At 66.1% G+C, this 22,540-nt stretch carries 26 protein-coding genes; 13 read left to right on the forward strand and 13 right to left on the reverse strand.

Features of this window, described 5'->3' with window-relative positions; genetic code table 11:
• Window positions 1-167 precede the first annotated feature (167 nt).
• Together ABGN05_RS13185 and ABGN05_RS13190 are read left to right on the forward strand one after the other, a co-directional pair.
• A complete protein-coding gene (locus ABGN05_RS13185) occupies window positions 168-488 on the forward strand; it encodes a DUF1476 domain-containing protein (RefSeq protein ID WP_367954514.1) in 321 nt (106 codons plus the stop codon).
• A gap of 110 nt (window positions 489-598) precedes the next feature.
• The gene (locus ABGN05_RS13190) at window positions 599-1,372 is read left to right on the forward strand and encodes an HpcH/HpaI aldolase family protein (RefSeq protein ID WP_367954515.1); all 774 of its coding nucleotides are present in this window, start codon (window positions 599-601) and stop codon (window positions 1,370-1,372) included.
• A gap of 14 nt (window positions 1,373-1,386) precedes the next feature.
• Here ABGN05_RS13190 and ABGN05_RS13195 read toward each other — a convergent pair whose 3' ends face one another.
• From ABGN05_RS13195 to ABGN05_RS13225, 7 genes are all read right to left on the reverse strand, one after another.
• Entirely contained in the window at window positions 1,387-1,935 is a 549-nt protein-coding gene (locus tag ABGN05_RS13195) for an RBBP9/YdeN family alpha/beta hydrolase (RefSeq protein ID WP_367954516.1), read from the reverse strand.
• Window positions 1,936-1,994: 59 nt separating this feature from the next.
• The gene (locus tag ABGN05_RS13200; RefSeq protein ID WP_367954517.1) at window positions 1,995-2,168 is read right to left on the reverse strand and encodes a hypothetical protein; all 174 of its coding nucleotides are present in this window, start codon (window positions 2,166-2,168) and stop codon (window positions 1,995-1,997) included.
• A 65-nt stretch (window positions 2,169-2,233) separates the two neighbouring features.
• Complete coding sequence (gene purB / locus ABGN05_RS13205; protein WP_367954518.1) at window positions 2,234-3,541, reverse strand: adenylosuccinate lyase; 1,308 nt, start codon at window positions 3,539-3,541, stop codon at window positions 2,234-2,236.
• Between the two features lie 59 nt (window positions 3,542-3,600).
• Window positions 3,601-4,089, reverse strand: coding sequence for a hypothetical protein (locus ABGN05_RS13210; RefSeq protein ID WP_367954519.1), 489 nt, complete (start codon window positions 4,087-4,089; stop codon window positions 3,601-3,603).
• 41 nt (window positions 4,090-4,130) lie between these two features.
• Entirely contained in the window at window positions 4,131-4,853 is a 723-nt protein-coding gene (locus tag ABGN05_RS13215) for a DUF2259 domain-containing protein (protein WP_367954520.1), read from the reverse strand.
• Window positions 4,854-4,901: 48 nt separating this feature from the next.
• Window positions 4,902-5,933 (reverse strand): P1 family peptidase, encoded by a 1,032-nt coding sequence (locus ABGN05_RS13220; protein ID WP_367954521.1) that lies wholly within the window; start codon window positions 5,931-5,933, stop codon window positions 4,902-4,904.
• 8 nt (window positions 5,934-5,941) lie between these two features.
• Window positions 5,942-7,000, reverse strand: a complete 1,059-nt coding sequence (locus tag ABGN05_RS13225) for a branched-chain amino acid ABC transporter substrate-binding protein (RefSeq protein WP_367954522.1) — start codon at window positions 6,998-7,000, stop codon at window positions 5,942-5,944.
• 153 nt (window positions 7,001-7,153) lie between these two features.
• Here ABGN05_RS13225 and ABGN05_RS13230 point away from each other — a divergent pair, with 153 nt between their 5' ends.
• From ABGN05_RS13230 to ABGN05_RS13265, 8 genes are read left to right on the forward strand one after another with little or no spacing between them, the layout of a single operon-like run.
• Window positions 7,154-7,648 (forward strand): flavin reductase, encoded by a 495-nt coding sequence (locus tag ABGN05_RS13230; protein WP_367954523.1) that lies wholly within the window; start codon window positions 7,154-7,156, stop codon window positions 7,646-7,648.
• Between the two features lie 24 nt (window positions 7,649-7,672).
• The gene (locus ABGN05_RS13235) at window positions 7,673-8,602 is read left to right on the forward strand and encodes an AAA family ATPase (RefSeq protein ID WP_367954524.1); all 930 of its coding nucleotides are present in this window, start codon (window positions 7,673-7,675) and stop codon (window positions 8,600-8,602) included.
• Window positions 8,592-9,857, forward strand: a complete 1,266-nt coding sequence (locus ABGN05_RS13240) for a vWA domain-containing protein (protein WP_373695942.1) — start codon at window positions 8,592-8,594, stop codon at window positions 9,855-9,857. The genes ABGN05_RS13235 and ABGN05_RS13240 overlap by 11 nt, the downstream gene beginning before the upstream one ends.
• Window positions 9,858-9,882: 25 nt before the next feature.
• Window positions 9,883-10,221 carry an XdhC family protein gene (locus ABGN05_RS13245; protein WP_367954526.1) on the forward strand — a complete coding sequence of 113 codons (339 nt, stop codon included), beginning with the start codon at window positions 9,883-9,885 and terminating at the stop codon, window positions 10,219-10,221.
• Between the two features lie 12 nt (window positions 10,222-10,233).
• Window positions 10,234-10,944: an XdhC family protein gene (locus tag ABGN05_RS13250; RefSeq protein ID WP_367954527.1), complete on the forward strand. Its 711-nt coding sequence runs from the start codon at window positions 10,234-10,236 to the stop codon at window positions 10,942-10,944.
• Entirely contained in the window at window positions 10,941-12,551 is a 1,611-nt protein-coding gene (locus ABGN05_RS13255) for an NTP transferase domain-containing protein (protein WP_367954528.1), read from the forward strand. The genes ABGN05_RS13250 and ABGN05_RS13255 overlap by 4 nt, the downstream gene beginning before the upstream one ends.
• Window positions 12,552-12,611: 60 nt before the next feature.
• Window positions 12,612-13,466, forward strand: a complete 855-nt coding sequence (locus tag ABGN05_RS13260; protein WP_367954529.1) for an alpha/beta fold hydrolase — start codon at window positions 12,612-12,614, stop codon at window positions 13,464-13,466.
• Window positions 13,467-13,488: 22 nt separating this feature from the next.
• A complete protein-coding gene (locus ABGN05_RS13265) occupies window positions 13,489-13,908 on the forward strand; it encodes a DUF1330 domain-containing protein (protein ID WP_367954530.1) in 420 nt (139 codons plus the stop codon).
• A gap of 6 nt (window positions 13,909-13,914) precedes the next feature.
• On the opposite strand, the gene ABGN05_RS13270 is transcribed toward ABGN05_RS13265, so the two are convergent.
• The gene (locus ABGN05_RS13270; RefSeq protein ID WP_367954531.1) at window positions 13,915-14,967 is read right to left on the reverse strand and encodes a DUF1176 domain-containing protein; all 1,053 of its coding nucleotides are present in this window, start codon (window positions 14,965-14,967) and stop codon (window positions 13,915-13,917) included.
• 122 nt (window positions 14,968-15,089) lie between these two features.
• The gene (locus ABGN05_RS13275; RefSeq protein WP_367954532.1) at window positions 15,090-15,254 is read right to left on the reverse strand and encodes a hypothetical protein; all 165 of its coding nucleotides are present in this window, start codon (window positions 15,252-15,254) and stop codon (window positions 15,090-15,092) included.
• A 239-nt stretch (window positions 15,255-15,493) separates the two neighbouring features.
• Between ABGN05_RS13275 and ABGN05_RS13280 the strand changes: the two genes are divergently transcribed.
• The 3 genes from ABGN05_RS13280 (at window position 15,494) to ABGN05_RS13290 (ending at window position 18,660) form a co-directional block, all read left to right on the forward strand.
• Complete coding sequence (locus ABGN05_RS13280; protein WP_367954533.1) at window positions 15,494-15,955, forward strand: hypothetical protein; 462 nt, start codon at window positions 15,494-15,496, stop codon at window positions 15,953-15,955.
• 166 nt (window positions 15,956-16,121) lie between these two features.
• The gene (locus ABGN05_RS13285; RefSeq protein ID WP_367954534.1) at window positions 16,122-17,174 is read left to right on the forward strand and encodes an aldo/keto reductase; all 1,053 of its coding nucleotides are present in this window, start codon (window positions 16,122-16,124) and stop codon (window positions 17,172-17,174) included.
• 40 nt (window positions 17,175-17,214) lie between these two features.
• Window positions 17,215-18,660, forward strand: coding sequence for an amidase (locus ABGN05_RS13290; RefSeq protein ID WP_367955127.1), 1,446 nt, complete (start codon window positions 17,215-17,217; stop codon window positions 18,658-18,660).
• A 95-nt stretch (window positions 18,661-18,755) separates the two neighbouring features.
• Here ABGN05_RS13290 and ABGN05_RS13295 read toward each other — a convergent pair whose 3' ends face one another.
• From ABGN05_RS13295 to ABGN05_RS13310, 4 genes are all read right to left on the reverse strand, one after another.
• On the reverse strand, window positions 18,756-19,247 hold the full coding sequence (locus tag ABGN05_RS13295) for a Gmad2 immunoglobulin-like domain-containing protein (RefSeq protein ID WP_367954535.1): 492 nt from the start codon (window positions 19,245-19,247) through the stop codon (window positions 18,756-18,758).
• A 163-nt stretch (window positions 19,248-19,410) separates the two neighbouring features.
• Complete coding sequence (locus ABGN05_RS13300; RefSeq protein WP_367954536.1) at window positions 19,411-20,307, reverse strand: SMP-30/gluconolactonase/LRE family protein; 897 nt, start codon at window positions 20,305-20,307, stop codon at window positions 19,411-19,413.
• Between the two features lie 135 nt (window positions 20,308-20,442).
• Window positions 20,443-20,673 (reverse strand): hypothetical protein, encoded by a 231-nt coding sequence (locus ABGN05_RS13305; RefSeq protein WP_367954537.1) that lies wholly within the window; start codon window positions 20,671-20,673, stop codon window positions 20,443-20,445.
• 293 nt (window positions 20,674-20,966) lie between these two features.
• Window positions 20,967-22,499 (reverse strand): acyl-CoA carboxylase subunit beta, encoded by a 1,533-nt coding sequence (locus ABGN05_RS13310; RefSeq protein ID WP_367954538.1) that lies wholly within the window; start codon window positions 22,497-22,499, stop codon window positions 20,967-20,969.
• Window positions 22,500-22,540: the final 41 nt, after the last annotated feature.

Below are 22,540 nucleotides of genomic sequence, written 5' to 3' on the forward strand. Positions count from 1 at the left end.
TTGCTCCGGCCCCCCTCCGTGCACAGGCAGGACCGGACGCGGGGGCCATATGCCTCGTCCCCGTTAGGCGGGCGCGGCGATCGGCCCGACCGATTCCTTTTGATTTGTGGTTCGGCTCGCCATATTGGAACCGGACGAGAATCGATCCCTGGCCGGAGGCATGCACCATGGACAATCTGAAAAGCCGCAAGGATGCGTTCGAGAACAAGTTCGCGCACGACGAGGAACTGAAGTTCAAGTCGATGGCCCGCCGCAACAAGCTGCTCGGGCTGTGGGCCGCCGAGAAGCTCGGCAAGTCCGGCGACGACGCCGAAACATACGCCCGCGAGGTCGTGAAGGCCGACTTCGAGGAAGCCGGCGACGACGACGTGTTCCGCAAGGTCCGCAGGGATTTCGATGCCGCTGGCGTCGCCCAGTCTGACCACCAGATTCGCCGCACGATGGACGAATTGCTGGTCGTCGCGGCCGAGCAGATCAGCAAGGCCTGAGCACCCGCGCTCTGGTGATACCGGAAAACCGCCCGCCCGGGCGGTTTTTGCTTTTTCGGCCGGCGCTGCTCTGCTTTGATGCCGGCCGATCTCAGGGAGAGACCATACCGATGAAGACCCTACTGGAGCGGCTCAACGAATGGGAAACGGTGTTCACGGCATGGTCGGGCGTTCCCGACCCGCTGACCGTCGAGATCATGGCGGGCCAGGGCTTCGATGCGGTCACGCTCGACATGCAGCATGGCGGGCATCACGAGGACAGCGTCCTGAGGAGCATTCCCGCCATCCTGCGAGCCAACAGCCATCCCCTGGTCAGGATCCCGGTCGGACGATTCGACATGGCGAGCCGCGCGCTCGATTTCGGCGCGGAAGGCGTCATCGCGCCGATGGTCAACTCGGTCGCGGATGCAAGGGCTTTCGCCGGGGCGATGAAGTACCCGCCGCTCGGCGAGCGGTCCTGGGGTCCCACCTTCGCGCTTCCGCGCAGCGCCGTCAGGAACGCCCAGGAATGGCTGCTCAACGCGAACGCCCGCACCATCGCCTTCGCCATGGTCGAGACGCGCCAGGCGCTCGACTGCCTCGACGGCATTCTCGAAACGCCGGGCATCGACGGCATCTTCGTCGGTCCGTCCGATTTCTCCATCGCCTGGACCAGGGGTGCGGCGATCGACCCGACCCGGGAGGACATGATGGAGACGCTGGCCGACATCGGACGGCGCACGACGGCCGCCGGCAAGGTGGCGGCGATCTACATCACCAGTACCAACACGGTCGGCCGCTTCTCGCAGATGGGTTTCCGCTTCCAGGCGATCGCATCCGAGCACCGCGTCATCGCCGCAGGATCGGCGAGCCTGATCAAGGAAGCGCGCGACAGCCTCGGGTAGCGTTCAGCCACCCCTCAAAGCCGCGACAGGAACCGCGCGAAAACCATGGATCCCTCCGGCCATGGCCCGAAGCCGGCTTCGGCATTGATGTGGCCGGCCGCGCCTGCGTCTACGAAGAGCGATCCCCAGGCCGCCGCGATGTCTTCCGCCACGTCGAAATCGCAAAACGCATCGTTGCGGCTGGCGATCACGACCGAAGGAAAGGGCAGGGGATCGCGCGGGTAGGGCCCGAACGTCATCAGGTGCTTCGGTCGGATATTCGCGTTGGCCACGTCGGGAGGTGCCACGAAGAACCCGCCCGCCACCGGCTTGCGGATTTCGGAAAGTGCATGGATCGCGGTGGGAATGCCGAGCGAATGCGCGACCAGCACAACCGGCTTGTCGGCCGCGTTTGCGGCCGCTGCGACCACCGCCGCCCAGTCCTCGCGCACCGGCTTCGACCATTCCGCCTGTTCCACGCGTCGGGCCGTCGAGAGCTTGGTTTCCCAGCGGCTCTGCCAGTGGTCAGGGCCGGAATTGGTATAGCCGGGAATGATGAGAATGTCGGCGTCCTTGGCTTTCATGGGCGCCCATGTAGCGGCCCGCCTTGCCGCCTGCAAGAAGCGCGGCGCCGGGCGGGACTTCAGCCCGCCCCTGTAGGGACGTTCGGCGCTTCCGTCGTTTGCTCCACGATCTTCTCGAAATATCCGTCGGCATAGAGAAAGCCGCCGACCGCGAGGGAGACCGCCAGCGCCCACACCACGTAGCGCGTGATGCTGGGTCGGCGCTCCTCGAAACCATAATCGTACTTCGCCATCGATGGCCTCCGTGGCCGCTCCCGATGGGCGCAAAACGCCGGCTCGCGCGTTCCGTTCCGCCGCGTCAGGCGGAGCCGAATACGCGGCGGAAGATCGTGTCCACGTGCTTGGTGTGGTAGCCGAGATCGAATTTTTCCCGGATGTCGCTTTCCGACAGCGCCGCGCGCACATCCTGGTCCGCGAGCAACTCCTCCAGAAAATCCTTGCCTTCCTCCCACACCTTCATCGCATTGCGCTGGACGAGGCGGTAGGAATCCTCCCGCGAGACCCCGGCCTGGGTGAGCGCCAGCAACACCCGCTGCGAGTGGACGAGTCCGCTGAACTTGTTCATGTTCTTCAACATGTTGTCGGGATAGACGACGAGCTTTTCCACCACATTGCTCAGCCGCGCCAGCGCGAAGTCAAGCGTGATCGTCGCGTCCGGTCCGATCATGCGCTCGACCGAGGAATGCGAGATGTCGCGCTCGTGCCACAGCGCCACGTTCTCCATCGCCGGCAGGGCATAGGAGCGCACCATGCGGGCGAGCCCCGTCAGGTTCTCCGTCAGCACGGGATTGCGCTTGTGCGGCATGGCGGAGGAGCCCTTCTGGCCCGGCGAGAAATATTCCTCGGCCTCTAGGACCTCGGTCCGCTGCAGGTGCCTGATCTCGATCGCCAGCCGCTCGATGGAAGAGGCGATCACGCCGAGCGTGGCGAAGAACATGGCGTGGCGATCGCGCGGCACGACCTGCGTCGAGACCGGCTCGGGCTTCAGCCCCATCTTCTCGGCCACATGTTCCTCGACGCGCGGATCGATGTTGGCGAAGGTGCCGACCGCGCCCGAGATCGCGCAGGTGGCGATCTCCTCGCGCGCCGCCACGAGGCGGGAGCGGCAGCGGTCGAACTCGGCATAGGCCTGCGCCAGCTTCACCCCGAACGTGGTCGGTTCGGCATGGATGCCGTGCGACCGGCCGATCGTGACCGTGTCCTTGTGCTCGAAGGCGCGCTTCTTCAGTGCCGCGAGCAGGCCGTCGATGTCGGCCAGGAGGATGTCGGAGGCGCGCGTGAGCTGCACGTTGAAGCAGGTGTCGAGCACGTCCGACGAAGTCATGCCCTGATGGACGAAGCGGGCATCCGGCCCGACGATTTCGGCGAGGTGCGTCAGGAATGCGATGACGTCGTGCCGGGTCTCGCGCTCGATCTCGTCGATCCGCGCCACGTCGAACTCGGCGCTGCCGCCCTTTTCCCAGATCGTGCGGGCAGCCTCCTCGGGAATGACGCCGATCTCGGCAAGGGCGTCGCAGGCATGCGCCTCGATCTCGAACCAGATCCTGAATTTCGTCTCGGGGGACCAGAGAGCGACCATTTCGGGCCGCGAATAGCGCGGGATCATGCGTTCATTCCCAGTTTTTCAGGAGGCACGCGCCGCTCTAGCAGACGATCGCGGTACGCTCAACGCACACGGGTCCCATGCCACAGGGAAACGGCCAATAAGGCCGGAAATCCGATGGGAATGAACAGCCTGATGCCCAGCACGCAGAAATGGTAGACGGCGGCGGCCACCGTGAAGACGAACTGGTACGTCCATTCGATCGAGAAGGCGGGTCCATGCCAGGCCGCGTAGTAGGCGCGGTAGTAGAGCCCGAAGAGCAACGCCGTCGCGCCGATGGTGGCCGTGGCAAGGGCAACGACAAAGGTGGCGAAGCGGGTTTCGCGCCGCCGGTTGCCGGTGACGAACCCCGCCGCTATGACGCCGGGTGCGTAGGCGAACACCCCGCCGAGGGCAAAAAGCAGCGCGACCGCGAGCATCGCCATGCCGTCCTGCCAGGCATATCGCCAAATCGAGAGTGCCGCGCTCGCCGCCATGAGGCCGCCCCAGACGATCGATTCGATAAGGAGACGAAGGGCTGCTGTGGTCCTCGGCCTGGGCGCAGGAGGCACGGCGAACTCCGGAAGCGCGGGCGCGGAAATTCTTCTCGCTCTCAAAGCCGTCCGGTGACCGCGATCCAGTGATAGTCCGGTCCTTCGAACCCGAAGCTCTCGATGGCGATCAGCACGGCATAGGACGGCTCTCCCGTGGCTGGATGGACGGTCTGGACGGCGCCGAGCCGGTATCCGAGGGGACAGTTTCGACTGCGGGGGATCGAATCGTCCTCATGCACGAGCGATACGGAACCGTTCTCCGTCAGATCGATACGAAGCAGCCGGAAACCCATGGTTGGCCCGAGGTTCTCGCACCCCTGCGCATCGAGCGTGAATTCCTCCAGGCGGAACTCGATCGGATCGTCGACGGGCGGGATGACCGGACGAGGGTTCACCGCCATCCGGAACGGGTCGGCCGAAAGCTCCGTGATCGCGTTGGCGCCGGCTGTATGTCCCCGGTTCGCCGCGAATTCGGCGTCCGAAACGATCGACTGGCCGGGTGCCCGCGCCTGCGCACGCGCGTCGCCTAAAGAGGCGTTCTCGTCCTGCAGCACGATGCGGATCGGCGTTCCTGGCACGAAGCCGTCGGATGCGATATCGATGTAGAACCTGTTCGCGTAAGGAAAGCCCGAGCCGTCCTGGACGCCATATTCCTCGAAGGCGAAGATCGACCCGTCGGCGCTGAAGCCGAGGATTTCGAGCTCCGAGACATTTCCCGCCCGCGCGGGACCGCCGGCGAGCATCGGGAGGAGAAGGAAAATCGCTGTCAGCAGTTTGGTCATCGTCGAACTCCGGAAGGGCAGCCGATCCCGGCGCGGTTCTTCAGCCTATCAGGATTCGCCGCGGCTTGCCCGCATGCGCTGCGACCAGGCTGGAAACAGATCGCCCTCGGACGCGGTTGCGTCGTGCACCGCGCGTGCGATCGCGCGCGCCATGGTCGACGCCGCGGTCGCGCAAAGGTCGACCATCCGGTCTCCTGCCGGGGTCTTCCCGGCGGCACCGGTGGACAGCGCGAACACGAGGTCGCCGTCGGCCGGGGTGTGTGCCGGCCAGAGCGCCCGGGCAAATCCGTCATGCGCGGCCATCGCCAGGCGTTTCGCGGCCGCCTTGGTCAGCACGGCATCCGTCGCGATCACCGCGATCGTGGTGTTTGCGGCGGGGGCGTTGCCGTCGCGGAACTTCAGCCGCACCTCGGCCGCGTCGGCGGGCATCGGCGCTGGCAGGCCGATACCGCCGAACTCGCCGCCGATCTCGAACGGCGCGGCCCAGAAGTTCGGCGTATTCCCGACCGTTGCCGACCCGACGGCGTTCACCGCGACGAGCGCCGCGATGGTGATGCCATCTTCCGTCAGCGAAGAGGCGGTGCCGAGCCCGCCCTTCAGCCCGGCGGTGAGCGCACCGTATCCCGCGCCGGCCGTGCCGGTGCCAAACGCCTCGGCGGCGACGTTCGCCGCCTCGTAGCCGAGTTCGCGATAGGGCGGGTATCGCCCCCAGTCCTTGTCACCGCCGTTCACGAGATCGAACAGGATGGCGGCCGGCACGATCGGGATCGAAAGCCCGCGAACCTTGATGCCGATGCCCCCCTCGCGCAGCAATGCCTGCACCCCGGAGGCGGCGTCCAGCCCAAAGGCGGAGCCGCCGGAGAGCACGATCGCGTCCACCGTCTCGACCGCATTGTGGGGCTCGAGCAGGTCGGTTTCCCGCGTGCCCGGCGCGCCGCCGAGCACCTGGACCGCCGCGACCGTCGGCCGGTCGCACAGCACCGCCGTGACGCCGGAGCGCAGTAGAGGATCATGTGCGTTTCCGACGCGCAGCCCGGCTACGTCGGTCAGGGCGTTGCGCGGGCCGATCCGATGAACCATTCTGCCACTCATTCCACGGGTACGAAGTCGTTGCCGTCATAACTGAACAGTCGATACGGGTTTCCGGCCCAGTCGCCCTTCTGGTCGAACCGGACTTCGCCGAGGACCGTCGAAAACGTGCCGGCGGCGAGCGCTTCGGCGGTGGTAGCGTCCGATCCTTCCGCCGCAGCCGCCAATGCGATCTGGACTGCGGCATAGGACGGCAGGAAGTAGCCTTCCGGCTCGACGCCGCCAGCCCGAACCCTCGCCACCACCTCCCCGTCGGCGGTCTCGGCCCAGTCGGGAAGCCCGATCATGAGCGTTCCGGGCACGAGGTCGACCTCGTCACGCGCCGCCCGCAGCGCCTCGCCGCCGGCGATCACCAGCTCGTAGCCGAGTTCGGCCGCGTCCCGGCCGAGGATCGCGACATCGGCCCGGTCGCCGCCGGCAAAGACGTGCGTCGCGCCGGCCTTGCGCAGCCGGCCCGCCAGCGCGATCTGGTTTTCGAGCTGCGGGCGGAAAGTGTCGGTGAACACGGGCTTCAGCCCCGACTGCTCCGCCGCGAGGCGAAATCCCTCCGCCAGTTCGCGGCCGTAGATCGTGCCGTCATCGATCACCGCGAAGAGTTCGGTGCGCCATCGGTCGGTCAGGATCTGCGAAACCGCCGCCAGTTCCTCGTCCGTGCGGGGGGCAAGTCGGAAGACGGGCCAGCCGGTCTTTTCGCGCCGGTCGGTGAGGCTGTCGACCCGCACGCCCGTCGTGATCACCGGGATGCCGGCCGCGGCCAGGATCGGCATCGCGGCCTCGATCGCCTCCACGCACAGGAAGCCGGTGACCGCTAACACCTTGGCCTCCACGAAGTGTCTTGCGGCGGCAGCGCCACCTTCGGCAGTGCACGCAGTGTCCCGGACGTCGAGTGCTGCGTCCGCGCTCGCCGCCTCGATCGCGGCCGCGGCGCCGGCCCGCATCTGTTCGCCGAGCAGGTCCGCGGTGCCCGACAGCGGCGCGGCGAGGCCGAGCTCCGCGGCCGGGGCCGAGCCGGCCGACAGGCCGAGCAGCAGGAATGCCGGAAGGATGTGCTTGGACATCGGATCGTTTTTCGTTCTCGCCCAGCGGGTCGTGAAAGCTGGTAAAGAAGGTTCCGCGGCGACGCAATGCGGTCCGGTGTGGCGGCTTGTGGCTTTTCCGCATAACCCTATATTGGCGCTCATGCCCCATCGCTCCCCCGAAAGCCCTGCCTCGTGCTGAAGAAGAGCCAGATCGAACCCGGCCACTACCGCGATGCCATGGCGAACTTCGCCGGGGCGGTTCACATCGTGACCACGGACGGTGCTGCCGGAAGACGCGGCGCAACCGTCATCGCCACCTGTTCCGTCTCCGACAACCCGCCGACGATCCTCGTCTGTCTCAACCGGGAGAACGAGGAGAACGACCGCTTCCGCGACAATGGTGTCTTCGCGCTGAATACCCTGGCCGCCAAACACGAGCCCCTGGCGTCCGATTTTTCCGGTCTGACGGGGAAGTCCAGGGACGAACGGTTCGCCGGCGGCCGGTGGGAGACGCTCGCGACCGGCGCGCCGACGCTGAGCGACGCGCTCGCGGTTTTCGACTGCGAGATCGTCGAAGCGAAGGATTTCGCGACTCACCGCGTGCTTTTCGGACGCGTGGCGGCGGTCCACGTCGGCGACGATTCGCGCCCGCTCCTTTATCATCGCCGCTCCTATCATGTTCTCTAGCGGCCCGCTCTGGATGGAGACTTCATGAGCAGTACGGACAGCCACCCGCTTCCGCAGTCGATCGACGAGACGATGGCGCTGCTCGAAAGCGCCGACTATGTCGCGGACAGGTCCTTGGCGACGGTGCTGTTCCTCAGCCTGCGCATGAAGCGCCCGCTTTTCCTCGAAGGGGAGGCCGGCGTCGGCAAGACCGAGATCGCCAAGGTGCTGGCGAGCGCACTCGGGCGGCGGCTCATCCGCCTCCAGTGCTACGAAGGGCTGGACGTCTCTTCCGCCGTCTACGAGTGGAACTACGCCGCCCAGATGATCGAGATCCGCATGGACGAGGCTGCCGGCCAGACCGACCGCAACCTGATGGAGAAGAACGTCTTCTCAGAAAAATACCTGATCCGCCGGCCGATCCTGGATGCGCTGTCCGGCACGGGCGGCCGCGCTCCGGTGCTGCTCATCGACGAACTCGACCGCACCGACGAGGCCTTCGAGGCGTTCCTGCTCGAAATCCTCTCGGACTTCCAGGTCACCGTTCCGGAGATCGGGACGATCAAGGCGGAAGAGCCGCCCATCGTCGTCATCACCACCAACCGTACCCGCGAGATCCACGACGCCCTGAAGCGGCGCTGCCTCTACCACTGGGTCGACTATCCGGACGCGGCGCGTGAACTGGACATCGTGCACCGGAAGGTTCCCGGCGCAAATCGAAAACTGTCGGCCGAACTGGTCCGCTTCATCCAGAAACTGCGCGAACTCGACCTCTTCAAGTCGCCCGGCGTTGCCGAGACGATCGACTGGGCGAGCGCCCTGACGGAACTCGACAAGATCGCGCTCGATCCCGAGACGGTCTCCGACACGATCGGCGTGATTCTGAAGTACCAGGACGACATCGCCCGCATCGAGCAGGGCGAAGGCCGGCGCCTGCTGAAGGAAGTCCAGGCCGAGATGGCCGCTGCGGAGTAGCAAGGTGGACGATCCCGCTGTCCCGAACGCCGCCAAGCCCGACGGCAGGCTCGCCGACAACATCGTCTATTTCGCCCGTGCCCTACGCAAGGCCGGCATGCGGGTCGGGCCGGCGGCGGTGAAGGATGCCATCGAGGCGGTGCTCGCCGCGGGCATCGGAACGCGCGACGATTTCTATTGGGTCCTGCATTCCGTGCTGGTGACGCGCCGTGAAGACCACGCCACCTTCGACGAGGCGTTCCGCCTCTACTGGAAGTCGCGCGAGCTGGTCGAAAAGATGCTCGCCATGTTCTCCCCCGTGGCCCCGGACACGCGGGAGCGCCAGAAGCCGCGGGCAGCGGAGAGCCGGGTGGCGGACGCCATGTTCGAAGGCCACGAGAAAAATCGCAAGCCGCAGGAAATCCCGGAGGTCGAGGTCGACGCCCGCTTCACCTTTTCGGGCAACGAGGTGCTGCGCGGCAAGGATTTCGCGCAGATGACGGCGCGCGAGATCTCAGACGCCAAGCGCGAGATCGCCAATCTCCGCCTGCCGTTCGACCTGGTGAAGACGCGCCGCTACAAGTCCGATCCGCGCGGCCGGCGCACCGACGCACGCGCCATGCTGCGGACCGGTCTGCGGACGGGGGGAGACCTGATCCTCCCGAAATTCCGCTCGCAGCGCGAAATCCACCCGCCGCTGGTCGTGCTCGCCGACATTTCCGGCTCGATGAGCCAGTACACACGTATCTTCCTGCATTTCCTCCACGCGCTGACGGAAAAGCGCCGCCGTGTGCACACCTTCGTCTTCGGCACGCGGCTGACCAACCTGACGCGCCAGATGCGCCACCGCGATCCCGACGAGGCGCTGGCGGACTGTTCGCTCGCCGTGCGCGACTGGTCCGGCGGGACGCGGATCGGCCAGACGCTGCACGAGTTCAACCGCGTCTGGTCGCGTCGCGTGCTGAGCCAGGGCGCCGTGGTGCTGCTCATCACCGATGGGCTGGAACGCGACGATGTCGGCATTCTGGAGACCGAGATCGACCGGCTGCACAAGTCCTGCCGCCGGCTGATCTGGCTCAATCCGCTGCTGCGGTTCGACGGGTTCGAGCCGAAGGCGAGGGGGGTGCGCACCATGCTGCCGCATGTCGACGAGTTCCGGCCGGTCCACACCCTCGATGCGCTGGAGGACCTTTGCGCGTCGCTATCGCAGACCCGGTCCCGCGATGCCGATCCGCGGCGTTATTTCTCGCTGCTTGGCAATCGGCAGGCGGCGTGACCATATCTTGTCGGGGAGAACCGCCATGGACCAATCCGCAGCATTAGACGATGCCATCGACCCGCTGATCGTCGCCGAGACCTGGAAGAACGAGGGCCGTAACGTCGCCATCGCCACCGTGGTCGAGACATGGGGCTCCGCGCCGCGCCCGGTCGGCAGCCATCTCGTCATCGACGCCGAAGGCAATTTCCAGGGCTCCGTCTCGGGCGGATGCGTGGAGGGCGCGGTGGTCGCCGAAGCGATCGACATCCTCGAAAGCGGTAAGCCCCGCCTGCTGGAATTCGGCGTCGCCGACGAGACGGCCTGGCAGGTGGGCCTGTCCTGCGGCGGCCGGATCAGCGTCTATGTAGAGCGGCTGGGCTGACGGGAGGCTCTGATGGATGCGAAGTCGCTGAAGGAGATCAACGAGGCGCGCCGCGCCCGCCGCGCCGTCATCTTGGTCACCGACCTGACCGACGGGAGTGATCGCGTGGTGCGCGAGAACGATCGGGTCTCCGGCGGCCTCGCCGAGCCGGTCGCCAGGGCTTTTAGGTCTGGCAAGTCCGGCACCGTCGAGGCGGACGGCCGCAAGCATTTCCTCAACGTCCATCTGCCGCCGCCGCGGCTTGTGGTCATCGGTGCGGTCCACATCAGCCAGGCGCTGGCCCCCATGGCCCGGATCGCCGGGTACGACATCGAAATCATCGATCCGCGCACCGCTTTCGCCACGCCGGACCGCTTTCCCGACGTCCCGCTCCACGCCGACTGGCCGGAGACCGTGTTGAAGGAGCGGCCCTTCGATCCTTATACCGCCGTCGCCGCCGTCACCCACGATCCCAAGATCGACGACATTCCGCTCAAGGCCGCGCTCGATGCCGGATGTTTCTATATTGGCGCGCTCGGCAGCCGCAAGACGCACGGCAAGCGCGTCGAGCGGCTGATGGCGATGGGCGTGGCGCGCGAGGCAATCGATCGCATCCATGCGCCTATCGGTCTCGACATCGGAGCGGCGAGCCCGGCAGAAATTGCGGTCGCCGTGCTCGCGCAGGTCATCTCGGCCTTCCGCTCGCGCGGGCTGGCGGAAGAGGAAAAGAGCCGCGCCGCATGAGGTTCGGTCCGGTTCCAATTGAGATGGCGCGGGGCACGATCCTTGCCCACGCCACGTCTTTGCCCGGCCGAAAGCTCAAGAAGGGTCATCCGCTCACCGCCGAGGACGTTTCCGCACTGGCCGCGGCCGGACACGGTCAGGTCGTCGCCGCCGTCCTTGATCCGGGCGATCTCGGCGAGGACGAAGCCGCGCGCCGGATCGCCGCCGCGCTGAGAACGCGTTCCATCGACGTGAAACCACCCGCCACCGGCCGGGTGAACCTGCACGGGGAAGCGGCGGGCGTCTTCACCGTCGACCGCGCGCTCATCGACGCCATCAACGCGGTGGACCCCTCCATCACCATCGCCACCCTCGCCGAGCATTCCGCCGTCGAGAGCGGCCAGATGGTCGCGACGGTGAAGATCATCCCCTTTGCCGTCGCGGGCGAACTCGTGGAGCGCGTGGTCGCCCTGTGCGCCGGCGTCGATGCCTTCGCCGTCAATCCCTACGTTCCCAGGCGCGTTGGTCTCATCCAGACGACCCTTCCAGGGATGAAGGCGAGCGTTCTCGACAAGACCGCGCGCATCACGCAGGATCGGCTCCAGCGTCTGAATGGCACGCTCCTTGTCGAACGGCGCACCGCGCACGACGAAGCCCAGCTGTCCGCCGCAATCGGGGAAACCGCATCATCCGCGGACATCGTCCTGATCTTCGGCGCCTCCGCCGTCAGCGACATCGACGACATCATCCCGGCCGCGATCCGGCGCGCGGGTGGCACGGTCGAGCGATTCGGCATGCCCGTCGACCCGGGAAACCTGCTGGTGCTGGGCCGCGTCGGCGATGTCCACGTGCTGGGCGCGCCGGGCTGCGCCCGCAGCCCCAAGACCAACGGTTTCGACTGGGTCCTGGAGCGCATCGTCGCGGGCATCCCGGTGGGCTCCGGCGATATCGCGCGCATGGGCGTTGGCGGGCTTCTGATGGAGATCCCGACCCGCCCGCAGCCGCGCGAGAAGATCGTTCCCGCGCCACGTCCCAGTGTCTGCGCCATCATCCTCGCGGCCGGCCGATCGAGCCGTATGGGTGGACCCAACAAGCTGCTGGCGGGCTTTCAGGGCCACCCGCTCGTACGCCGCACCGCAAGCCGTGTCACGGCGAGCCGGGCCATATCCACGATCGTCGTGCTCGGGCATCAGGCGGACCGGGTCTCGAAAACGCTCGAAGGTCTCCAGGTCGAAACGATCGAGAACCCTGATTTCGCTTCCGGCCTTTCCTCTTCGCTGAAAGCCGGTATCCGCTCCGTCCCGGCCGGCGCCCAGGGCGCACTCGTCGTGCTCGGGGACATGCCGGAGGTGACCACCGCCGACCTCGACCGCATGATCGCGGCCTTCGAGAAATCCGGCGGAACGTCGATCGTCCGCGCCACGCATGATGGCAAGCGCGGCAACCCCGTCATCCTGCCGCGCAGCCTCTTCCCCTTCGTCGAAGGTCTGGAGGGCGACACGGGCGCCCGCCACATCGTGGAGGGCGGCGCAGCCGACGTCGTCGATGTCGAGATCGGCAAGGGCGCTTCGGTCGACGTCGATACGCCCGAAGCGATGCGCGACGCCGGCGGCGTTCTCCAGGACTGACCTTGCCTTGACCGCCGCGCGGCGTCTATTCAGCGGCGCATGATGTTTCTCCGGACCCTCATGCGCGCTGCGGCCTTCAGCCTCGTCATGGCCTCCTTCGCCGCTTCGGCGGCCGACTTGCGGCTGAAACCGTTCAAGGACGATCTCTTTGCCTATCCGACCCTTCGGTCGTCCTCCGACAATGGCGCCTACCGGGTCGTGGATTATCGCGAGATGCGTGACATCAACCAGCGCGACGAGATCCCCGAGCGCCGGGCACACGGCCGCTACGTCTCGCTCGGCGTGCGGCGCCAGCAGCAGGACCTGTCGCTCGAAGGCATTGGGCACGTTGCCGTCGGCGCGACATCGGGCGCGAGGATCATCACCGTCTACCTGCACGGGCAGGGGGGCAGCCGCAAGCAGGGCATCGACGACTTCACCTTCGGCGGCAACTTCAACCGTATCAAGAACCTCATGGCCGACAATGGCGGGCTCTATCTCTCCCCGGATTTTCCCGATTTCGGCGAGGCCGGCGCCGACGCGGTGGCGCGACTGATCGGCCACTATGCGGAGCGCTCGCCCGGAGCGCCGGTCTTCGTCGCCTGCGGATCGATGGGCGGCGCGCTCTGCTACCAACTGGCCGACGACCCCCGGATCGTGCCGCGCCTCGGCGGCCTGCTTCTGCTGGGCTCGATGTGGAACGACGGGTACGTGAAGAGCGCCGCTTTCAAGGCGCGCGTGCCGCTGTTCCTGGGGCAGGGCAGCCGCGACACCGTGTTCCCGGTCGAAAGCCAGGAAGCCTTCTTCCGCTCCGTCCTCGCCGCCGCGCCGAATTATCCCGTGCGCATGGTGCGCTTCGAGACCGGCACACACGGCACCCCGATCCGTATGACCGACTGGCGCGAGACGCTCAACTGGATGCTGTCGGCCCGCTGAACCACCTCGAGGAATGCTGACGATGACCGGCCACATCGACCCCACGCGCGAAAAGTTCGGCGAGTTCCGCGGTCTTGCGGAGGAAGGTCCGATCCACATGCTCAACCTCGTTCGTCTGCGCGACGAGGCGGCCTATCCGGACGGGCGCAAGGCGACCGGCGCGGAAGCTTATGCAGCCTATGGCCGCGAGAGCGGCCCGGTCTTCCGCCGCGTCGGCGGCCGCATCGCCTGGGCGGGCGACTTCCGGCTGATGCTGATCGGACCCGAAGACGAGACCTGGCACCACTGCTTCATCGCCGAGTATCCTTCGGGTGCGGCCTTCGTCGAGATGGTCAAGGATCCCGACTACCGGAAGGCCGTCATTCACCGCCAGGCCGCCGTGCTGGATTCCCGCCTCATCCGGCTCGCGCCGAAGAAGGCGGGCGCAGGCTTCGGCGAATAGGCGTCCTCAGGGCGCAGTGTAGTAGTCCAGCACCGGCTCCGGATTTATCTCTCCGTCATAGGTGGCGTCGACCTCGTAGCGCACCAGCGTGAAGCGCCCGTCGCGGAAGAGCCACAGGCCCGAGGACGAGGCATCGCCCAACCCGCGCCATTTCGCGTGCGACGAGATCGTGTGCTCCTCGGGGGAATAGAACGAGTTCACGAGCTGGTCCTGGACCGCGTATCCGGTGATCCGGATGTCTTCGACGGGACTTTCCGAATCGTCGTCGTTCTCGCGGCGGATCTGCACGTCCGGCTCGGCGAACTGAAGCTGGCGCAGTCCGTCGAGTTCGGTCGAGATGTAGTAGACGTGGCTCTCGTTGTAGGAGCCCATCCCGCAGAAGAAGCGGAAGAGATGGGCTTCCCGGGCGGGCTCCTCGGGTCCGTCATAGGTCGCCCGATAGCTGATCGTGTGGACTTCCGTCGCGTTTGCCGGGTCGTCCCCACCGGCGCCCGCGCCGCAGATGTCCGCATAGGCGGTCCGGAATAGCCGCTCTGCGCGACGCAGCAGCGCGTCCTGTTCGGAAGGCGGAGGCCCGTCTCCGCACGCGGCCGGCACGGCGTCCTCGAGCGGCTCCTCGGCTATGGAGAACGACCAGTCGGAAATGTGCAGGGGCTGGAACGGAACGCCCTGGATCTGGGGATTGGCGAGCCGCGCCGTATAGCAGCCGGAAAACACCTGCTCGCTGCCGTCCGTGTTCGTGGCGCGGATCGCGATCGGGATGTTGAAGAAACGGCTTCCGGCCGCGCCTTCCTCACCGACGGCGCCCGTGACGAGTTCGACCCGCTCGGTCTCGGCATAACCGTCGGAGAACGCCTCGAAATCGGCTGCAGGTTTCTTCTCGGCGTAATAGCTCCAGGCGCGGGCGAATTCTCGCCGGTTGACGGCGTTGTAGTAGGACTCGATCAGGGCGGCGGCATCCGACCGGTCGTCCTTGTAGGGGAGGTCCTGTCCCAGCGCGGCCTCGGCGTGGAGGATCGATGCGCCGAGTGCAAGCAGTGCGAGTAAGCGAATCGGCATGGCGAACCTCCATTGGAAGCCCGCAGTTTAGGCGGCGTTTGCGGCGCGTCTGTGAAACTGCCGACTTTCAGCGCCGCCTCGCCAACGGCTCGGCGACCCGCCTCAACGCGGTCGCCCCGGACTCAACGCGACGCCATCCGCCGCGCGATCCGGGGAAAGTCCGCCGGCTTGATGCCGATGTCCGCACGCTCGGCATTGCTCATGCCGTTGAGCAGGACCATGGCACTGCGATAGCGCTGCTCTTCGTTCGGGCGAGGACGGGTGAAAAGTTCGGTAAGGAAACCCATGGAATATACTCCTGATCGGCTCCTCCCGGCTGTCTACATAATGGTGATTCGTGACGTTTTTGTGCACTGCAACATAACGCATGGCTGCCATGCATTCTTCCTGTCCCCTCCATCCGGGCCGACCCGTTCGGTGTCGATGTCTCGAATGCGACCGGATATTCCGCCGGAAAATTAAGTGATTTCAAATAGAGTACGGAGCAGTTTTCATCCACCCGCGTTGTAGGCGCGGAGGATCGGTGATGACCGCGTTTACGACTAGTGAATTCACATCATTGCTCGACGAGCTCCTCGACAAATCGGAGCGCGAGAAGGACGGCTCCGGCCGCCCGTCGGTTCCGTTCGGCTACGTTGCTCCGAAGGACGCCGTTGAGGAACTCTGGGCGAGCATGCCGAGCGATTTCGTTACCAGCGTCTATCGCGATACCGGGGATCGCGAGACGGTGCGGGAAACGCCGGGCATGGAGACGCCCGAGGCTTCCGAGCCGCCGCTGCCCTCCATCGAACCCGACGCGATCGCCGCCGAACTGCGCATGGCGAACGCGCGCTGGCCGCGCGATTTCGATCGCATCCGGCGCGAATTCGCGATGGCCAACCATCCCGACCGCGCCGAGCCGCGGCTGCGCGACCGCGCGGTTATCCGCATGCAGATCGCCAACATGCTGATCGATCAGGAAAAACGCCGCCTCGCTGGCCGACGCTGAGCGGAAAAAGCCTCTATTTGCCAAGAGGGTCGAACCGCGCGCTGCCGTGAATGGCGCGCGAGGGTAGGCTGCGCCATTGCGCGTTTGAGCTCCGCGCCGGGTTGGCTATAAGGGGTCTCCCGCCCGCATCCGATGCGCCAGTCCACGTCCTGACGGAGTTCCAACATTGCACAAGCGCCCACTCGGCCGCACCGGCCTTTCCGTGTCCGCGATCTGTCTGGGAAGCATGACCTGGGGCGAGCAGAACAGCGAGACCGAGGCGCACGCCCAGATCGCCATGGCTCTCGACCGCGGCGTCAACTTCGTCGACACCGCCGAACTCTATCCCATCCCGCCAAAGCCTGAGACCCAGGGCCGCACTGAATCCATCATCGGGAACTGGTTCGCGAAGAACGGCGGACGCGAGCGCGTCGTGCTCGCCTCGAAGGTGGTGGGCCGCACCGACAACGAGTGGTTCCGCGGCGGCCGACCCTCCAAGCTGGTGCGTGCCGACATCTTCGATGCGATCGAGAAATCGCTGGCCAAGCTTCAGACTGATTATCTCGACCTCTACCAGATCCACTTCCCCGACCGGCCGGTCCCCTGGGGCGCCAATCCGACCCGTGTCGACAACGATTCGGAGACCATTCTTGAAGACGAGACTCCGATCGCCGAAACGCTCGCCGTCTTCGATGAACTGGTGAAGCAGGGCAAGATCAGGCACTTCGGCCTGTCCAACGAAAGCTCCTGGGGCGTCATGCGGTATCTCGCCGAGAGCGACAATGGCGTGGGCCCCCGTCCCGCATCGCTTCAGAACGCCTACAGCCTCGTCAACCGCACCTTCGAGGTGAACCTTGCCGAAGTCTGCCGGCGCGAGACCGTGAGCCTGCTCGCCTACTCACCGCTGGCGCAGGGCTATCTCTCGGGCAAGTATGATAACGGCGCGCTGCCGAAGGGCTCGCGCAAGCAGCTGTTCAACCGCCTGCAGCGCTACGAGAAACCCTACGCTCTCGACGCACACCGCGCCTACAGTGACCTCGCGCGCTCTTTCGGCATGGAGCCGGCGCTGTTCGCCAACGCCTTCGTCACCCAGCGTCCCTTCATGACCTCCAATATCGTGGGCGCCACAACCCTCGACCAGCTCGCGCTTGCGCTTGACTCGGCGGACGTAAAGTGGACGGAGGAGATGCAGAAGGCCGTGGACGACATCCACCAGCGGGTCGGAAATCCCTGCCCCTGAGCCCGGCGGCCCGAGGGAGGACGCAGCGTTGAACCAGACCATGCCCGTGCCCGGTAAGGGCCGCTTCCCGCCGCCGGACGACATCTGCCGCCTGGGCGCGGCTGATCTGGCCGGCGCGATCCGCGACCGCACGTACTCGGCCATCGACGTCATGAAGGCGGTGCTTGCCCGCATCGATGAGGTCAATTCGCACGTGAACGCGATCGTATCGCTGCGCGACCGCGAGGAACTCCTTCGCGAGGCTGGCGATGCCGATCTGGCATTGGCGAAAGGCGGAGCGGCCGGCCCGCTCTTCGGGGTGCCCATGGCGGTCAAGGACCTGGCGCAGACGAAGGGCCTGCGCACCACCTTCGGCTCGCCGATCTTTTCCAACAACGTGCCGGACGTGGACGATTTCTTCGTCGAGCGCCTTCGCGCGGTCGGGGCGATCATCATCGGCAAGACCAACGTCCCCGAGTTCGGTCTCGGCTCCAACACCTACAATCCGGTGTACGGCCCGACGCTGAATGCGTTCGACCATGGCCTGACGGCGGGCGGGTCGAGCGGCGGCGCGGCGGTCGCACTGGCACTCCACATGCTGCCAGTGGCGGACGGGAGCGATATGGGCGGCTCCCTGCGCAACCCCGCCGCGTACAACGGCATCTACGGTTTCCGCCCGTCGCAGGGCAGGGTGGCCGCCGGCCCGCAGCCGGAGGCCTTCGTCACCCAGATGGGCGTCGAAGGGCCGATGGGGCGCAGCGTCCGCGACATGGCGCTGCTGCTGTCGGTGCAAAGCGGCTACGACGTCCGCTCGCCTTTGTCCCTCGACGGAGAGATCGATTTCGCAAAGGCCTTGCGGCCGAAAGCGAAGGGAACCCGCATCGCCTGGCTCGGCGACCTCGGCGGGCACCTTGCCATGGAGCCCGGAATCCTCGACCTCTGCGCCGCCGGCCTGAACAAGCTGGAAGACGCCGGGGCCGTGGTCGAGCCGTTCGTGCCGGCCTTCGATTTTGAATCGCTCTGGCAGGCCTTCGTGACCTTGCGCCACTTCACCTCCGGTAGCGCGCTGAAGGTCCACTACGACGATCCCGAACGGCGCTACATGCTGAAGCCGGAAGCAATCTTTGAAGTCGAGGGCGGCCTCGACCTGCTGGCGGCGAAAATTCATGCCGCCTCGGCCATGCGCACGGCCTGGTTCCGGCATGTCGTCGGCCTGTTCGACCGCTTCGATTTCCTCGTGGTGCCGACCGCGCAGGTCTTCCCGTTCCCGATCGACCGGCACTGGCCGGACGAGATCGCAGGCCGGAAGATGGACAGCTACCACCGCTGGATGGAGGTCTGCGCGCTCGCCACCATGGCCGGCTGTCCCGCCGTCAACGTGCCAGTGGGCTTCGACGCCGGCGGCCGTCCGATGGGCATGCAGGTGATCGGCCGCCCGCGCGGCGACCAGGCCGTCCTGAATCTCGCCGCCGCCTACGAGGAGGTCACGCCTTATGGCGTCCGTTAGCCGGCGCGTGTCCTAAGAGAGCGGACAGCGGGCCCACGCATCCGACGGGACCGAGCCCGAACCGCGCGGGTCGATCCGGGCGCTCGCGCCCCGCCTCACGCGCCGATCGGCACCTTCAGCACCTGGCCGACGAAGATCTGGTTCGGATCGCTGATCAATTGCGGATTGGCGCGCGCGATGCGCAGGAACTGGCCGGCGTCGCCGTAATTGTCCCGCGCGATCTTCGACAGCGTGTCGCCGGCCTTCACCACATGGATGCGGTAACCGATGTAGCCCGGCACGATGCGCGGCCCATAGATCACGGGCACGATCACCTTGTTGATCTCCGACCCGTCCTGCGCGCTCTCCTCGAACACTTCCACGAACAGCCGGTCGAGCTGGAAGGCGGCATTGCCGATCGCCGCCTGAACCTGGAACTGGCCATGCTCGCCCGTCCCGCCGCCGACATTGAAGAATCCCGTCCGCTCGTCGTGTCCCTCGTGCACACGCCAGTTGAGCGTGGCCTCGAAACCCTGTCCGATCCCGGCGATGAGCACCGGATCCCCGACGAGATCGAACGGCTGGGGCTGCTGGATGATGTTGGTCATGGCGCAAATCTCCGCTCCGACGCGATAGGTGCCTCCAAAGGGCACGCTGTCAGGAAAAGCCGAAGAAGGCTCCGGCGTCTGTGTTGCGGCTCACAGACGCGGCGAGAAACACCGGATTTCGCCCGTCTCGGTCGGGTGATCGCCAGAATCCGCGTATGATCCCCTACTGCAGCGGGACCTCGTAGACCTTCCCCCAATAAGGCGCGTTGGACGTATCGTCGACCGACATGACGAAGATCGCCTTCCCGTCAGGCGCGAAGGCGAGGTTCGGCGCCGTCGGGGAGGGGACGTCGATGGCCTTCACGAAGGCACCTTCGGCATCCACCACGACAATGCGGCCGCTCGAATACTGGCCGATCCAGAAATTGCCGTCTGGCCCGATCTTGATGCCGTCCGGGTAGGCGCTTGCTCCCGACGCCTCGTCGACCGCGCCGACGCGCACGAAGAGGCGGCGGTCCGACAGGGAGCCGTCTTCGCCGACCGCGAAGGAGATGACACGGCCGGCCTCCGATTCGTTGACGTAAAGACGGTTGCCGTCCGGCGACATGGCGATGCCATTGGCATAGTGGAGATCGTCGGCCGCCATGCGGATCGTCCCGTCGGCGGACAGGTGGTAGATTTTTCCCACGATCGGCGCCGATTCCCAGGGTCCCGAAGCGGTGAACCAGGCTCCGTCCTTGCCGTCCGATGTTAGATCGTTCGGTCCGAGGAGCGCATTCCCGGCATCGTCCTTGTCATAGGTGGCGACCGTCTTGCCGTCGCGCGAAACGCGGGCGATGGTGCCGTTGTCGTAGCACGTCACGACCAGATCGCCGTCGCCGAGCGGCAGCACCGCGGAAGGCCCGCATCCCTCGCTCTTCCACAGCTCCTTGTTCGTCTGCCCGTCCCAGACCAGGATCGTATTGCCGCCATACTCCACGTAATGCAGCTTGCCGTCGATGGAGGCCGGCCCCTCGGGAAACGCCGCCTTTTCGTTGATGACCTTGATGTCTGCTGCCGCCGCACCCTGCGCAGCCCCGATCACCACCGCCACGGCGACGGCCATGCTCCAGTTCCTCATCGCGTGCTCCCGTGAATGTTGATACGTCCTCGGGAGGGAACTGTGATCGCTTTGTAGAAAGGAAACAAGACGGCTGCGGGCAGCCGAACGAGAGGAGCGAGAATTCCCTTATTTCGCCCTCTCGGACGAAAATATCTATTCCGCCGCGATCTTGTCCTTCCCGGCTTCGAGCACCGTTTCGACGCATTCGTGCCATTCGTCTGCTAGCGCCGGGTCGGCGGGCGAACCGTCCTCGAGCAGGGAGGCGCTACCGAGAAGCACGCCGATGTCGTCGGAAGCGGTCCGTGCATATTGCCGCTCGAGAAACTTCAGCATGGCCTCGTATGCCTGCCGCTCCGCCAGTATCTTCTTCTCTTTCTCGGGCATTCGATCACTCCGGTTTCGAGAGGCCGGTCAGCGCATTGAACGTTCTTGGAGCATCGTTCACTCCGCCGTTCCTGATCCGGTTCCCGCGACTTTGCACCCACACCTGCCGCCCATCGCTTAGGGCGCGAGCATACCACGAATTTCCAAACCGGTCCTGACCGAGGAAGTTGGGAAGCGCAAGAGTGGACAGTAGGAGTTCGCGATTTGCAGGCGTGTCGGGTACGTGGCCGGCGGCCTGACGGAAGATATGTGCTGCATCCGTCTCGTCGATGTGGCCGCCCGTATCCATTGCCTCACAACGGAATGTTGTCGTGCTTCTTCCAGGGGTTCTCGAGGTCCTTGTTGCGCAGCATCCGCAAGCCGCGCGCCACGCGACGGCGGGTGGAATGGGGCATGATGACCTCGTCGACATAGCCGCGCTCGGCCGCCACGAAGGGCGACAGGAAGCGGTCCTCGTAGGCCTTCGTGTGGGCGGCGATCTTCTCCGGGTCGGCGATGTCCTTGCGATAGATGATCTCGACCGCGCCCTTGGCGCCCATGACGGCGATCTGGGCCGACGGCCAGGCGTAGTTCAGGTCGCCGCGCAGGTGCTTCGACGCCATGACGTCGTAGGCGCCGCCATAGGCCTTGCGGGTGATGATCGTGATCTTCGGCACGGTCGCCTCGGCATAGGCGAAGAGCAGCTTGGCGCCATGCTTGATCAGCCCGCCATACTCCTGGCTCGTGCCGGGCAGGAAGCCGGGCACGTCCACGAAGGTGACGATCGGAATGTTGAAGCAGTCGCAGAAGCGCACGAAGCGCGCCGCCTTGCGGCTTGCATCGGAATCGAGCACGCCGGCCAGCACCATCGGCTGGTTCGCCACGAAGCCCACCGTGCGTCCCTCGACGCGACCGAAGCCGGTGACGATGTTCTTCGCGAACGCCGCCTGGATCTCGAAGAAGTCGCCCTCGTCGCAGGTCTTCAGGATCAGTTCCTTGATGTCGTAGGGCTTGTTGGCATTGTCCGGCACCAGCCGGTCGAGCCCCATGTCGATCTCGTCGACGGGCTGGAAACACTCGATCTCCGGCAGGGGCGCCGTATTGGACGCCGGCAGGAGGTCGATCAGGCGCCGCATCTGCAGAAGCGCCTCGACGTCGTTGTCGTAGGCGCCATCGGCGATGGAGGATTTGGTCGTGTGGATCGAGGCGCCGCCGAGCTGCTCGGCCGTCACGGTCTCGTTGGTGACCGTCTTCACCACGTCCGGCCCGGTCACGAACATGTAGGACGTGTCGCGCACCATGAAGATGAAGTCGGTCATGGCCGGGGAATAGACGTCGCCGCCCGCGCACGGTCCCATGATCACCGAGATCTGCGGGATGACGCCCGACGCCAGCACGTTGCGCTGGAAGATTTCGGCGTAACCGCCGAGCGCGGCTACACCCTCCTGGATGCGCGCGCCGCCCGCGTCGTAGATGCCGATGATCGGCGCGCGGTTGCGGAGCGCCATCTCCTGCACCTTCACCACCTTCTCGGCATGCGCCTCCGACAGCGATCCGCCGAACACGGTGAAGTCCTTGGCGAAGATGAAGACGGTGCGTCCGTTCACCGTGCCCCAGCCGGTCACCACGCCGTCGCCGGCGAATTTCGTCTTCTCCATGCCGAAGTCGGTGGAACGGTGCTCGACGAACATGTCGAACTCCTCGAAGGAGCCCTCGTCGAGAAAGACGCCGATGCGCTCGCGTGCCGTGAGCTTGCCGCGCTTGTGTTGCGCGGCGATGCGCTCGGCGCCGCCGCCCTGGCGGGCGACCTCGCGCCTGCGCTCCAGCTCGACCAGGACTTCCTTCATGAATCTCGACCCCCCAGAACCATCCATTTCGTCGGCGACCG

The organism is Aquibium pacificum (assembly GCF_040839445.1).
Taxonomy (GTDB): Bacteria; Pseudomonadota; Alphaproteobacteria; order Rhizobiales; family Rhizobiaceae; genus Aquibium; species Aquibium pacificus.

Bases quoted from the DNA above. Each gene is read 5' to 3' on its own strand.
- ABGN05_RS13185 (WP_367954514.1), top strand. From the start codon at position 168: ATGGACAATCTGAAAAGCCGCAAGGATGCGTTCGAGAACAAGTTCGCG.
- ABGN05_RS13190 (WP_367954515.1), top strand. From the start codon at position 599: ATGAAGACCCTACTGGAGCGGCTCAACGAATGGGAAACGGTGTTCACG.
- ABGN05_RS13195 (WP_367954516.1), bottom strand. From the start codon at position 1,935: ATGAAAGCCAAGGACGCCGACATTCTCATCATTCCCGGCTATACCAAT.
- ABGN05_RS13200 (WP_367954517.1), bottom strand. From the start codon at position 2,168: ATGGCGAAGTACGATTATGGTTTCGAGGAGCGCCGACCCAGCATCACG.
- purB (WP_367954518.1), bottom strand. From the start codon at position 3,541: ATGATCCCGCGCTATTCGCGGCCCGAAATGGTCGCTCTCTGGTCCCCC.
- ABGN05_RS13215 (WP_367954520.1), bottom strand. From the start codon at position 4,853: ATGACCAAACTGCTGACAGCGATTTTCCTTCTCCTCCCGATGCTCGCC.
- ABGN05_RS13220 (WP_367954521.1), bottom strand. From the start codon at position 5,933: ATGGTTCATCGGATCGGCCCGCGCAACGCCCTGACCGACGTAGCCGGG.
- ABGN05_RS13225 (WP_367954522.1), bottom strand. From the start codon at position 7,000: ATGTCCAAGCACATCCTTCCGGCATTCCTGCTGCTCGGCCTGTCGGCC.
- ABGN05_RS13235 (WP_367954524.1), top strand. From the start codon at position 7,673: ATGAGCAGTACGGACAGCCACCCGCTTCCGCAGTCGATCGACGAGACG.
- ABGN05_RS13245 (WP_367954526.1), top strand. From the start codon at position 9,883: ATGGACCAATCCGCAGCATTAGACGATGCCATCGACCCGCTGATCGTC.
- ABGN05_RS13250 (WP_367954527.1), top strand. From the start codon at position 10,234: ATGGATGCGAAGTCGCTGAAGGAGATCAACGAGGCGCGCCGCGCCCGC.
- ABGN05_RS13255 (WP_367954528.1), top strand. From the start codon at position 10,941: ATGAGGTTCGGTCCGGTTCCAATTGAGATGGCGCGGGGCACGATCCTT.
- ABGN05_RS13260 (WP_367954529.1), top strand. From the start codon at position 12,612: ATGCGCGCTGCGGCCTTCAGCCTCGTCATGGCCTCCTTCGCCGCTTCG.
- ABGN05_RS13265 (WP_367954530.1), top strand. From the start codon at position 13,489: ATGACCGGCCACATCGACCCCACGCGCGAAAAGTTCGGCGAGTTCCGC.
- ABGN05_RS13270 (WP_367954531.1), bottom strand. From the start codon at position 14,967: ATGCCGATTCGCTTACTCGCACTGCTTGCACTCGGCGCATCGATCCTC.
- ABGN05_RS13275 (WP_367954532.1), bottom strand. From the start codon at position 15,254: ATGGGTTTCCTTACCGAACTTTTCACCCGTCCTCGCCCGAACGAAGAG.
- ABGN05_RS13280 (WP_367954533.1), top strand. From the start codon at position 15,494: ATGACCGCGTTTACGACTAGTGAATTCACATCATTGCTCGACGAGCTC.
- ABGN05_RS13290 (WP_367955127.1), top strand. From the start codon at position 17,215: ATGCCCGTGCCCGGTAAGGGCCGCTTCCCGCCGCCGGACGACATCTGC.
- ABGN05_RS13295 (WP_367954535.1), bottom strand. From the start codon at position 19,247: ATGACCAACATCATCCAGCAGCCCCAGCCGTTCGATCTCGTCGGGGAT.
- ABGN05_RS13300 (WP_367954536.1), bottom strand. From the start codon at position 20,307: ATGAGGAACTGGAGCATGGCCGTCGCCGTGGCGGTGGTGATCGGGGCT.
- ABGN05_RS13305 (WP_367954537.1), bottom strand. From the start codon at position 20,673: ATGCCCGAGAAAGAGAAGAAGATACTGGCGGAGCGGCAGGCATACGAG.
- ABGN05_RS13310 (WP_367954538.1), bottom strand. From the start codon at position 22,499: ATGAAGGAAGTCCTGGTCGAGCTGGAGCGCAGGCGCGAGGTCGCCCGC.